This is a genomic window from Streptomyces sp. NPDC033136, from assembly GCF_055578235.1.
Map to the genome: position 1 here is coordinate 72,928 of NZ_JBVIPD010000030.1, position 10,715 is coordinate 83,642.

The window sequence follows — 10,715 nt, forward strand, 5'->3', positions numbered from 1 at the left end:
CTTCGGGCTTCCTGGGCGGCAGGTGAGGGGCGAACTTCGGAAGCAAAACTTCCGCCAACTCATTGGAGTTGGCGACCAACTCTGATTAAGTTGTCCCCACTTGGCCCCTAGTCATAAACAGCTTTCAAACAACTCCCGCCAGATGGATCAGAGTTGTAGCGTTTGGTCGTGACCCAGGAGAACGTGGCAGTGAACGGCAGCAGCAGAAGGCTCCAGCCTCAGGAGATCGCCGACGTCCTGCGGGAACGCATCCGTGCCGGTGAGCTCAAGGCGGGCGACCGCCTGCCCACCCAGGCCGAGCTCGCGGAGGAGTTCGGCGTGGAACGCGGCACCGTCCGCCAGGCCCTGCGGGCCCTCCAGGAGGACGGCCTCCTGACCCACGTCAGCAAGGGCAGCCCGCCGAGGATCGCGGCGCCGGAGCCGGCGCGCGGGGAGCCGCAGCCGACCATGGTCGGCCTGGCGCCACGCCTGACCGAGGCGTTCTCGGCGAAGGCCGTCCGCGTCGACGTGGTCTGCCACACGTCCGAGACCTTGATGGTGGCGCTCGGGGAGCCGTTGCGCCGCATCCACGAGGGCCGCACCCGGCCCGCGTCGATCGACCTGCGCGTCCTGCTCCCCTCCCGGGAGATCAACCTCGCCTTCCCCCGCCTCGTCGAGGAGCAGGGGGAGGACGACGCGGTGCACCAGCGGTGGCTGGAGATGCGCAACGCACAGCTCCGGGTCCTGGAACACAACCTGCTGACCCTGCGCTCCACGCACGGCATGGACGTACGAGTGCGATTCCGGGCGCTGCCCTTCACCCCGCCGGTGAAGCTGTACCTGCTCAACGAGCAGGAGGCGCTGATCGGCTACTACATGCTGACCCGGCGCGAGGAGGAGTGGGGCGGCCGGGCCCTCGACATGTACGACGTCCTCGGCTCCCAGTCCCTGCTCTTCTCGTTCCTGAAGGGGGCGGGCCGGCGGGACGCGGCGTTCGTGGAGGAATCCCGGAAGTGGTTCAACGCCCTCTGGGAAACCATCACGTCGGACCTGACACTCTCCTAGTGACTTCTGATACGACGCAGACCGGTTCGGTGACGGCATCGACCGAGGAACTGCGGAAACTGCTCGCTCCGGTTCGTTACGTCCTCTGGGACCTGGACGGGCCGATCTGCCGGCTGTTCGCGGGCCATCCGGCGAACGGGGTGGCGCGGAACCTCGTGAAGGAGATCGAGCGGCTCGGACTGGGCGACCTCCTCAGTGAGAAGGAACGTTTTGACCCCGATCCCCAGGCCGTGCTGCTCCTGATCGACGAGCGGCATCCCGACAGCGCTCAGATCGCCCGGCTGGAACAGTGGCTCACCGAGCAGGAACTCACCGCCGTCCCCAGGGCGCTGCCCACGCCGTACGCCGACCCGCTCATCAGGACGTGGTCGGCCCTGGGCGCCCGTTTCGCCATCACCACGAACAACTCGGCACGCGCCGCGGCCGCCTACATCGAGAGCCGGCAGCTCATGGGCTGCTTCCCCCACATCTACGGGCGCACCGAGAACCTCGCACGGATGAAGCCCCATCCGCACTGCCTCTCCCGGGCCCTCGAATCCCTGGGCGCGGACCCGTCCCGGGCGCTCATGCTCGGCGACGCCGGGACGGACTACGAGGCGGCCCGGAAGCTGGGGGTCCCCTTCCTCGGCTACGCGCGGCACCAGCGGAAGCTGGATGCCCTGGTGGCCGCGGGTGTCGAGCCGTCACGCATCGTGCGGTCCATGGACGAGGTACTGATCGCGCTGAAGGGCATGCGCTGAGCCACTGCCACACAGCGGCCCTGTCCGAGGGCAGCGGCGGGATGTCCCGTCACGGTTACCTCATTGAGACCACCGATCACCGGACTCGAGTCGTGCGGGCATCGGCGCGGCGTTAGGCTCTGCAACACTTTCCAGAGCTTGGCACATTGATCCAGGAGCGGCCGGTGCCCCCGCTGGCGGTTTCCCCCTCCCCTTCGCGGAGGTTCCCCGCGCACGATCCATACGGGGAGTTCGTGCGGCGGGCGAAGACGGACGGCGTGATGTACGACGGCCATCACAACCGGAACTTCGTCTTGCCCCTGACCGAGTCCATGGCCCGGTACGTGAGGCGTGAGGCCGGCACCCCGGCGATAGTGCGCGTACGGGCCCAGAACGTGCTGCCCGTGGTGATCCGGACCTGGGAAGAGCCCGACGTGCTCCGCGCCGTGAACGGCGCGCTGCCCAAGGTCCCCGAATGCCTCGCCAGGCGGAACGGTTCGGCGGTCCACAGCTATGTGGAGGGCGTTCCGCTCTCCAGCCTCCACGGCGACGGTGCCCCGGTCGACCGCCGGCTGATCACGTCGCTGATGCAGACGGTCGCCGGAATGTCGCAGGTCCGCAGGGAGACCCTGCCGCCCCTGCCGGGCGCGGTACCCGGCGGCGACACGGGCAGCCGGGGATTCCTGCGCACCCTGGCACAGAGGGCCGACCGGCAGATCCGGCAGCCCAACTGGAGTGAGTTCGGCGGACTGTTCGAGGCGCTCGGGGTCCCCGCCGACGCGCTGACCCGACTGGCCGAGCGGATTCCCGCCATGGCGCGCCGACCGTACACCTTGCTCCACACCGACCTGCACCGCGACAACCTCATCGTCTCCACGGACGGTCGGTCCGTCACGGCTGTCGACTGGGAGCTCGCCACCTACGGCGACCCGCTGCACGAGCTCGCCACGCACCTGGTCCGGATGCGTTATCCCGCCGGGCAGTGGGACGAGGTGCGTGACGCGTGGGCCGGGGCCATGGAGAGGGTGCGGCCCCCGGCCGTCAACGGCCTGACCAGGGACCTGCGCCATTACGTCGCCTTCGAGCGGGCCCGGTCCGTGTACGCCGACGTGATGCGGGCCGCCCGGTCGCTGGACGAGCGGCTCGACGACCGGAGCCTGACGGAGGCCACGGCCGTCGTGCACCGGGCGCTGGCGACCGCCGCCGAGCCGCTCGGGCTCGCCAGGGTGCCGTGCGAGGAGGAGATCGAGCGGGTGCTGCTGCGCCGGCGGGATTCCCGGCACCGACGGCCCACCGGCTTCCGTCCCGTCCCGCCGCTCACCTGGGTCCCCGACAAGCGCGTCCCGGAACAGCCCGGCTTCCCGCACTCGGCCGTTCGCGACGCCCTGGTGGCGGAGGGCACGGCCCCGGCCGGCCGGGTCTTCAAGGGCACCGCCCACCTCAACTCCGTGGTCCGCGTGCCCCACATCGACGAGCCCGTGGTGGTGCGGCGCAGAATCGCCTCGCTCTGCCGTCGGGAGCCGAGCCATCTCAGCGAGCACGCGGTACTGCGGGCCATCGCCCGCTCCGAGGTGGACGTGACGGCTCCCAGGGTGCTGGCGCTGGGCCGGAGCCATGGTGGGGACCCCTTCGCCATCCACACCTACGCCGGACCGCTGCACAGCGACCGGCCTCCCAGCCACCCGGTGAACGGCCTGCTGCCCCATGAGGCCGACGGGCTCGTCCACCAGCTCGGGCAGCTGACGCGGGTCGACCACGCCGGGCTCGATCCGCTCACCGGGCCGTGGGACTTCTACCCCTGGCTCAGCCAGCAGCTGGTCGCCCTGGTGCGGGGGCTTCCCAAGGAAACGCGGCAGGTCGCGAAGGCACTGGGGCTGCCCGACGCCGACCGGCTGAGCGGGATCCTCGCCCGGCACAGCGTCACACCGCGCCGGCACGTCCTGCTGCACGGGGACCTCAACCCCTGGAACCTCGTCCGCCACTGCAGGCGCGACCATCTGGCTCTCACCATCATCGACTGGGAGATGGCGATGGTCGGCGATCCGTTGTACGACCTCGTCCGGCACATCCACCTCACTCCCACCGGGCCGGAGATCCGCGAGCGCATGGTCCGGCGGTGGGAGAAGACGCTGGCCCCCGAGTACACCAGGGACTGGCGGAAGGACTGGCGGGTCTACCGCTGGATCGAGATCGTCCGCTCCGCCTACGTCGACCTCGACCGGCTGGTCACCGGCTCCGGCCTGGACGCGCCCAACGTCCGCCGGGCCGTCGACTCGTACGCCATGACCCTGGCCGCCGCCACCGCCTCCCTCGGGCTCCCGTCCCGCTCCACCGCGAACCCGTACCTCGCCCGCGCTCTCGCGTAGCCGCGGCCCCGCCCGCCCCTCGTCCGCTTCCGTCGTCCGCCTCCGTCGTCCGGCCCCACTCACCCCTGCTCCGCGAAGGCCCCTCCCGTGCCGAAGGCCAGTTGGCCGAAGCGTTCGCCGATGCGGCGGTGGGTGGCGGCGTCCGGGTGGATGTGGTCGGGGAGGGGGAGTTCCGCCGCGTCGGACTCGCCGTAGAGGGCGAGGCCGTCGAGGTAATGGAGGTTCGGGTCCTCGGCGGCGCGCTGCTTCACGATGCGGGACAGTTCGTCGCGGATGACGCCGAGCGTCAGCTTCCCGGTGTCCTTCTCCGCCGGGTCGCCCATGGCGGCGAACGAGAGGTGGCCCTTGGTGACTGCGCCGAGGTCCGGGGCGGTGGGGCCGGGGGTGTCCTCGTGGATCGCGCAGTGGATGGGGGAGACAAGCAGCAGCGGGGTGTCGGGGTGGCCGTCGCGGATCGTGTCGAGGAAGCCGTGCACGGCCGGACCGAAGGCGCGCAGCCGCATCGCGTCGCCGTTGACGATGTTGATGCCGATCTTGACGCTGATCAGGTCGGCCGGGGTGTCCCGCATGGCGCGTGCGGTGAACGGGTCCAGCAGGGCGCTGCCGCCCAGGCCGAGGTTGATCAGTTCCACCCCGCCGAGAGACGCGGCGATCGCGGGCCAGATGGCCGTGGGGCTCGCGGCATCGGTGCCGTGGCTGATCGAACTGCCGTGGTGCAGCCACACCCTGCGCCCGCGGTCGGGCAGGGGTTCGACGGGCGCGTCGGTGCGCAGGGCGACCAGCGTGGTGGTCTCGTTGTGCGGCAGCCAGATCTCGACGTCCTTGTCGCGCGCGGGCAGGCCGGTGAAGCGGACCGTGCCGACCGGGCCGGACGTGAGCTCGCCGTCCCAGGTGGCCAGGTCGACCGTGAGGACGTTGCCGCCGGTCCCCGCGGCCTGGCCGGCCGGGCGGTCGTCGACGAGCAGGTCGTACAGGCCGTCGGGGCGGGACGGGAAACCGACGTAGTCGCGCTTGGTGCGCAGCGTGTCCAGTTCCACGGCGGTCGCGGCCGTACGGAAGGCCAGACGCACACCGGAGGGCTGGGCCTCGGCCATGGCCAGCTGCGCGTCGGTGTTCTGGGCGCGGGCCCGGGCGGGCAGCCGGTGCGGGAGCAGACCGTGTTCGGTGCGCTCCAGGTCGAGGGCACCGCGCAGCAGGCCGGCCGTGAGGGGTGTGGTGATCCAGTCGTGCTCGGTGTGCATGGTGTCAGCCTCGGGGATCCGTAGGGGGTGCGGGCCAGTTCCGCAGCAGCGTGTCCAGGGCGTCGAGGATCCGGGTCCAGGTCGCGTCGGTGTCGGGGGCGCTGTGGCTGAACCCGCCGCCCAGTTCCAGGCTCACGTACCCGTGGAAGACGCTGCCCAGCAGTCGGACCGCGTGGGTCTGGTCCGGTTCCGTCAGGTCGTAGCCCCGCAGCAGCGCCCGGGTCATCTGCGCGTGCCGGACACCGGCGCTCGCCGCCGCCGTCCGCGGATCGAGCCGCAGCTGGGCCGCGGCGTAGCGGCCGGGGTGTTCCCGGGCGTAGTCGCGGTACACGTTCGCGAGGGCGGCCAGGGCGTCCTTGCCGGCCCGTCCGGCCAGGGCCTCGGCGGCCAGGTCGGCGAGTTCGGTGAGCGCGAGCAGGGCGATCCGGGTCTTCAGGTCCCGGGAGTTCTCGATGTGCGAGTACAGGCTCGCGACCGTGACGCCGACCCGCCGGGCCAGCGCGGAGACGGTGACCTGCTCGAAGCCGACCTCGTCGGCCAGTTCCGCGCCCGCCTCGGTGAGACGCTCGGGCGTCAGTCCTGCACGTGCCATGAGGAACCTTCCTTCTGCCTATATATATTCTGCATTTGCCTAAGACCTTTAGGCAAATGGGCGTTACCTGCGTTCCGCGTGCGTGGCGTGTGCGGGCGGGGTCCGTCTCACGGCGGGAGCAGCCGGGCGTACCGGCGTCGGCGTACGAGCCCGCGCGGCGCGGTGTCGGTGCTGTCGCCTAGCGTCACGCCATGACCGAGCCCACATACGTCACCGCGATCAGGGAGTCCTACGACACCGTCGCCGCCGAGTACGCCCGACGCGTCACGGAACCGGCCGGGCTGGACCCGGTGTCCCGCGCGATGCTGGCCGCCTTCGCCGAACTCGCACGGCCCCTGGGACCAGTCGCCGACCTCGGCTGCGGCCCCGGCAAGGTGACGGCTCACCTCGCCGCCCTCGATGTCCCGGTGTTCGGCGTGGACGTCTCGCCGAAGATGATCGAGCTGGCCCGGGCGGCGTACCCGGAACTGCGCTTCACCGTCGGCACGATGACCGCGCTGGACATCGGCAGCGGCGAACTCGGCGGCATCCTCGCGTACTACGCCACCCACCACACCCCGCCGCGGTGTCTGCCGGCCGTGTTCGCCGAGTTCCATCGCACCCTGGCGCCCGGCGGCCGGCTGATGCTGGCAGGCCACGTCGGTGACGGCGAACACCTGCGCCCGACCCACGCCTACGGCGACCAGCCGGTGTCCTACGAGTCGTACCTGCTGCCCCCGGAGCGCATCGCCGAACTGCTCCGGCAGGCCGGGCTGGTGGTCACGACGCGGGTGGTGCAGGAACCGGAGGGCGGGTCGAGGAGGCAGGCCGGCACGTTCCTGGCGTACAAGCCGGGGTGACGCGGGCGGTTCAGGCCGGTCGGCCGCCGGAGTCGTCACGAGTGCGGATCACGGCGCGGGCCGGCCCGTCCCGTCCACCGAGGTGCTGGTCATCCGGAGGTGCTGTGTGCTCGTCATCCGGAGTCGCTGTGTGCTCGCTGCCTTCTCCTCGCAAGCGCGCGCGACGGTCTCGGCGAAGACCCGGGCGATCGGCGTGAGGGCGTCCCAGCGGCGGACGGCCCAGCCGACCGGGAGCGGGAGCAGGTCAGGGAGGGGGAGGAGGCGGAGGGGACCGTCACCGGGAATCCGCCGACCGGGCAGGGCGGGCACGACGGCGTGGCCGAGCCCGAGTTCGGCCAGCAGCAGGGCGGTGTCCCAGTCGGCGACGCTGGTGTCGGAACTGCTCCTGACGCCCAGCTCCGCGAGGGCGGAGTCGAGACGGGCGCCCGAGGTCGAGTTCCGGGGGAGACGGATGAGACTGACGTCGGCGAGATCGGCCGCGTGGACGCGCTGCTGGCTCGCGAGCGGGTCGTCGGCACGGACGGCCAGCACCCAGGGCAGGTTCACGACGGGGTGCTGCTCGATGCCTCGAACGGGGCCGTCCATGGTGACCCAGGCGAGGTCGAGGTGCCCGGCGGAGAGGGCCTCGAAGCACCTGCGGCTCGAGGTCTCCGTCTGGAATTCGAGGCCGACCTTCGGGTAGCGCTGCCGGAAGGTGACGACGGCCTCGGACATGAAGTGCCGTACCGTCGTTCCGCCCGTGGTGACGCGTACGGCGCCGGTGTCGCCGTTGACCAGGTCCCCCAGGCGACGCAGGGCCAGATCCAGACCGGCGATGCTGTCGGCGGCAGCGTCGCACAGCACTCGCCCCGCGTGTGTCGGGGCGACACCCCGCGGCTGCCGTTCGAGGAGGCTCACGTCGGCTTCCCGCTCCAGTCGCTTCACGTGCTGGCTCACCGCCGATTGCGTGCAGCCCAGTTCGCGCGCGACGGCACTGAGGCTTCCCGCCCTGCACACGGCCACGAAGACGCGCAGATCGTCGAGAGTCACACCCCCAAGCTACAGCTTGGGTCCATGCATAAATCCCTAGGATTGACTGGGGTTTGAGGGGTCGGCGATGCTTTGTGACGGGCCCAGGCGGCAACCCGTCCGGCGTCTTCGCGGGGTCCGGACCACACGCGAAGGCACCGGACGGGTGCCGACCTCCGTACGGGAAGGACACTCGCTCGTGCCTGCTTCCTCCGTCGCCACCGATCAGGCCGTCGCGTTTCTGCGCAGGCACGGCGCCGCGGACATCGCCCATCCGGGCGGCACCCTCATCGCCCATCTCCGGCGAGTACAGGGGCAACTCGCCGCATGGGGCGCCCGTCCGGCCCTCCAACTCGCGGGCCTGTGCCACGCGTTCTACGGAACCGACGGCTTCCCCGGCGCCCTGCTGCCCGTGGACCGCCGTGCCGAACTCGCAGCGGCGGTCGGCGCCGAGGCCGAGGCCTTGGTGTACCTGTACGCCTCCTGCGATCGCAGCGCCACCTACCCGACGCTCGTGGACCCCGACGGGCCCTTCCACGACCGGTTCACCGGCCTGAGCCACACCCCGGAGCCGCGGTCACGGCGGGACTTCGCCGAGTTGTCCGCCGCCAACGAACTCGACCTCGCCCGCACCGACCACGGCTTCCGCGACCAGTGGGGCCCCGAACTCCTCGGCCTGTTCACCCGTATCCGCCCGCTGCTGAGCCGACCCGCCTGGTCGGCCTGTCAGGAGGTGCTGGCGCCGGCAGGCATCCCCGACCACGTCCCTTCGATCAGTGAGAAGCCATGCCGCTGCAGATGAAGTTGAGCGCGATAACCCTGGACTGTGCTGACGCGCTCGCCCTCGCGGCGTTCTATCAGCAGGCCACCGGCCTCGAACCGCATCCGGAGTCGAACCCCGAATTCGCCGCGCTGGGCAGTGAGAGCGGACTCTCCCTCGGATTTCAGCGGGTCGACGACTACCGGGCTCCGAGCTGGCCGGAGCAGGAGGTGCCCCAGCAACTGCACTGCTGCTTCAGGGTCGCCGACCTGGACGAGGCCGAGACGCGGCTGGTGGAGTTGGGAGCTGGCAGGCCGGACCGGCAGCCGAACGAGAGCAGGTGGCGGGTGCTCACGGACCCGGCGGGGCATCCCTTCTGCATCGTCGGGTATTGAGCGAGGCGGTTGTCTGCGGCCTTCAGGCGTTCGGCTCGCTCTCCTCGGGCGCGTCGCCGACCGGCTGTTCTGCGACGAAGGAACCCTTGCCCCGCACGGTGACGATCAGACCGCGCTCGCGGAGTTCCTGTGCGGCCCGCCTCGCGGTGAGCCGTGCCACGCCGTATGCGTCGGCGAGGTGGTTTTCTGACGGAATGGGCCGGTCCGGCACCAGCTCTCCAGACGCGATCTTCCCGGCGATGACGTCGGCCAGCTGTACATAGAGCGGTTTGGCGCTCATCGGGTCCAGCGGGGTCTCCGGCGCTGCGTTATCGCTCATGTGTCCAACGTAGAGCGGCGGTGACCTCCCCGATCGTGTGGCTCCCTCTGCACTTGTATACAGAGGGCTATGCCCCGGTGTAGCGTCAGGGGCGGAAAGGCCCCGGCGAGGTGGCTAGACCTCCCGGGGCATGGCCAACGCTTACCAGGAGCGTCGACGTGTACGACCTTATCCCCCGTGCCCTCGAATGGGTGCGACTCCTCTTCGCCCCCGGCACCGGACGGCGCCGCCGCCCTCGCCCCCACTGTCACCTCACCCCCGTCCGCCATCCCTCCGTGCCCTCAACTCCGCACCTCCCCCGTCACCGCTCCCCGTACGGCCTGCCCACCCCCCTCGACGGCGCCGCCTCCGCCCTGGTTCGGCCCGACCTCGCCGCTCACGAGCAGGAGGTGGCCGCCTGATGGGACACGTACACGAAAGCGGCCACGTCTACGGCACACCCCCGCCCCGGCTCCTGCCCTGGCTCTCCCCGGACGGCAAACCCTGCTACCTGGTGACCGGCAACGGTGGCGGCTACCTCTCCCGCCTGGCCGACGAACTGGAGGCTGTCCAACTGGCCACCGGCACCGACGTGCTCAACCTCGCCCGCAAGATCCTTGAGGACCCCGCGTCGCCGTACACCGAGGTCCGCTACGCCGGCCTCCGCCTCGCCGAGTGCCTGACCGACGCCCTGCGCGTCGCCGACTCCCGCGGCATGCGCTTGCCTGCGCCGGACACCGAGGACGCCAAAGGACGGAGAAGTCCGCGGGCAGGTCATGCCCGACACTGATGGGTGAACCCTGGTCGCCGTGCTGGATGACCCTCCGTCATATAGGGAGCGAGAACAGCCGTACTGGCCCTGAGGGCCAGCGGGCATCGTCGCGCAGGGACGTCACCATGGTCCGCAGCGGCATGGTCACCAGGCGGCCTTCGGGTTGTTCGACGAGTACGTCGTTGTCGAGCGGGTGCCATCCGAGGCGCTTGTAAAGCGATACGAGGGGAGGTCGGCAGAACAGGAGGGCGTGCTGAGGACCCATCGTGCGGGCGTGCTCCAGGGCAGCTGTGACGACGAGCCGAGCCAGGCCATGGCCTTGCATGCTGGGTGCGACGGCCACTCCGCCGACGCCCACCACCTCTGTCGTGGTGCCGCCGACCGAGATAGGCAGTCGCAGCAGGCCAGCATGTGCCACGAGCCGGTCTTCGTGTCTGATGCCGAAGTGTTCTTCTTTCGGCAGCCAGGTCAGACCGGTCGAGGCGACCCCGAAGGGATCATCGCTGTTGCCAAGGATCTCTTCCTGGTCCGCCTTGGTGTACTGGGGGAGCCGCATCACGGTCGGTGCCACAGAGGATCGGTTCTCAGAAGCCGTATGCCTATCGATCATGAGGACGGTTCTGATCGAACGGGGTCCCTGGTCGGGTGATCTTGGCCGGGTGGGCGCATGAAGGCAGGACC

At 70.6% G+C, this 10,715-nt stretch carries 13 protein-coding genes; 8 read left to right on the plus strand and 5 right to left on the minus strand.

What is annotated here, in order from left to right:
- Window positions 1-162: 162 nt before the first annotated feature.
- The 3 genes from ACZ5TL_RS35695 to ACZ5TL_RS35705 all read left to right on the plus strand — a co-directional run bounded on the left by ACZ5TL_RS35695 (window position 163) and on the right by ACZ5TL_RS35705 (window position 4,129).
- Window positions 163-1,044: a GntR family transcriptional regulator gene (locus tag ACZ5TL_RS35695; protein WP_468594942.1), complete on the plus strand. Its 882-nt coding sequence runs from the start codon at window positions 163-165 to the stop codon at window positions 1,042-1,044.
- A complete protein-coding gene (locus ACZ5TL_RS35700; RefSeq protein WP_468594943.1) occupies window positions 1,044-1,784 on the plus strand; it encodes an HAD family hydrolase in 741 nt (246 codons plus the stop codon). The genes ACZ5TL_RS35695 and ACZ5TL_RS35700 overlap by 1 nt, the downstream gene beginning before the upstream one ends.
- Before the next feature lie 260 nt (window positions 1,785-2,044).
- Window positions 2,045-4,129 (plus strand): phosphotransferase, encoded by a 2,085-nt coding sequence (locus tag ACZ5TL_RS35705; RefSeq protein WP_468594954.1) that lies wholly within the window; start codon window positions 2,045-2,047, stop codon window positions 4,127-4,129.
- A 59-nt stretch (window positions 4,130-4,188) separates the two neighbouring features.
- On the opposite strand, the gene ACZ5TL_RS35710 is transcribed toward ACZ5TL_RS35705, so the two are convergent.
- Window positions 4,189-5,370 carry a GDSL-type esterase/lipase family protein gene (locus ACZ5TL_RS35710; protein ID WP_468594944.1) on the minus strand — a complete coding sequence of 394 codons (1,182 nt, stop codon included), beginning with the start codon at window positions 5,368-5,370 and terminating at the stop codon, window positions 4,189-4,191.
- A 4-nt stretch (window positions 5,371-5,374) separates the two neighbouring features.
- Entirely contained in the window at window positions 5,375-5,962 is a 588-nt protein-coding gene (locus tag ACZ5TL_RS35715) for a TetR/AcrR family transcriptional regulator (RefSeq protein WP_468594945.1), read from the minus strand.
- Between the two features lie 191 nt (window positions 5,963-6,153).
- On the opposite strand from ACZ5TL_RS35715, the gene ACZ5TL_RS35720 reads away from it, so the two are divergent.
- On the plus strand, window positions 6,154-6,801 hold the full coding sequence (locus ACZ5TL_RS35720) for a class I SAM-dependent methyltransferase (RefSeq protein WP_468594946.1): 648 nt from the start codon (window positions 6,154-6,156) through the stop codon (window positions 6,799-6,801).
- 48 nt (window positions 6,802-6,849) lie between these two features.
- Here ACZ5TL_RS35720 and ACZ5TL_RS35725 read toward each other — a convergent pair whose 3' ends face one another.
- A complete protein-coding gene (locus ACZ5TL_RS35725; RefSeq protein WP_468594947.1) occupies window positions 6,850-7,830 on the minus strand; it encodes a LysR family transcriptional regulator in 981 nt (326 codons plus the stop codon).
- A 178-nt stretch (window positions 7,831-8,008) separates the two neighbouring features.
- Between ACZ5TL_RS35725 and ACZ5TL_RS35730 the strand changes: the two genes are divergently transcribed.
- Window positions 8,009-8,611, plus strand: coding sequence for a DUF6817 domain-containing protein (locus ACZ5TL_RS35730; RefSeq protein ID WP_468594948.1), 603 nt, complete (start codon window positions 8,009-8,011; stop codon window positions 8,609-8,611).
- Complete coding sequence (locus tag ACZ5TL_RS35735) at window positions 8,596-8,964, plus strand: VOC family protein (protein WP_468594949.1); 369 nt, start codon at window positions 8,596-8,598, stop codon at window positions 8,962-8,964. Before ACZ5TL_RS35730 ends, ACZ5TL_RS35735 begins: the two co-directional genes overlap by 16 nt.
- 22 nt (window positions 8,965-8,986) lie before the next feature.
- On the opposite strand, the gene ACZ5TL_RS35740 is transcribed toward ACZ5TL_RS35735, so the two are convergent.
- Window positions 8,987-9,283, minus strand: a complete 297-nt coding sequence (locus ACZ5TL_RS35740; RefSeq protein WP_468594950.1) for a GntR family transcriptional regulator — start codon at window positions 9,281-9,283, stop codon at window positions 8,987-8,989.
- 158 nt (window positions 9,284-9,441) lie between these two features.
- Between ACZ5TL_RS35740 and ACZ5TL_RS35745 the strand changes: the two genes are divergently transcribed.
- Together ACZ5TL_RS35745 and ACZ5TL_RS35750 are read left to right on the plus strand one after the other, a co-directional pair.
- Window positions 9,442-9,684, plus strand: coding sequence for a hypothetical protein (locus ACZ5TL_RS35745; protein ID WP_468594951.1), 243 nt, complete (start codon window positions 9,442-9,444; stop codon window positions 9,682-9,684).
- The gene (locus ACZ5TL_RS35750; protein ID WP_468594952.1) at window positions 9,684-10,052 is read left to right on the plus strand and encodes a hypothetical protein; all 369 of its coding nucleotides are present in this window, start codon (window positions 9,684-9,686) and stop codon (window positions 10,050-10,052) included. The genes ACZ5TL_RS35745 and ACZ5TL_RS35750 overlap by 1 nt, the downstream gene beginning before the upstream one ends.
- Window positions 10,053-10,089: 37 nt before the next feature.
- On the opposite strand, the gene ACZ5TL_RS35755 is transcribed toward ACZ5TL_RS35750, so the two are convergent.
- Window positions 10,090-10,590 carry a GNAT family N-acetyltransferase gene (locus tag ACZ5TL_RS35755; RefSeq protein ID WP_468594955.1) on the minus strand — a complete coding sequence of 167 codons (501 nt, stop codon included), beginning with the start codon at window positions 10,588-10,590 and terminating at the stop codon, window positions 10,090-10,092.
- Window positions 10,591-10,715 lie beyond the last annotated feature (125 nt).